Raw genomic sequence first — 320 nt, 5'->3', positions numbered from 1 at the left:
AGCAACGGGGCGTTTGGCACGTGCCAAAAAAAAGCGCTAAGTCTTTGACTGCGCGGGGTCAAGCCTGTTATTATCGCAGGTTTTCCGGGGAAAATTTCTGCAAATGAGCGCTTTTGTCATCGACGCTTTTGAGTTCTGTCGAAGCAACGGCCAACGCGAGGGTGTCACACCCGTCGCCGAAATGAGCCGGTTAAACAAGGATTGCGCCGACCAGTCGGGCCAGATCTGCTGGTCTGTCACGGGCGGCACGAGCAAGCACGGGTATCCGTCCATGACGTTGTCGGTCGCGGGCACCGTGCAACTGATGTGTCAGCGTTGCC

Annotated in this window: 1 protein-coding gene; it reads left to right on the top strand. The window is 56.9% G+C overall.

Going from position 1 to position 320, the window contains the following annotated elements:
- Nucleotides 1-103: 103 nt before the first annotated feature.
- Nucleotides 104-320, top strand: a 217-nt coding sequence (locus D0817_RS27080; protein ID WP_238160964.1) for a DUF177 domain-containing protein, incomplete at its 3' end; no start/stop codon positions are given.

The sequence above is a fragment of the Flavobacterium cupreum genome, assembly GCF_003996965.1.
Taxonomy (GTDB): Bacteria; Bacteroidota; Bacteroidia; order Flavobacteriales; family Flavobacteriaceae; genus Flavobacterium; species Flavobacterium cupreum.
Note: the sequence above shows the minus strand (reverse complement) of the source record. Positions and strands in the feature narration are given on the sequence as shown.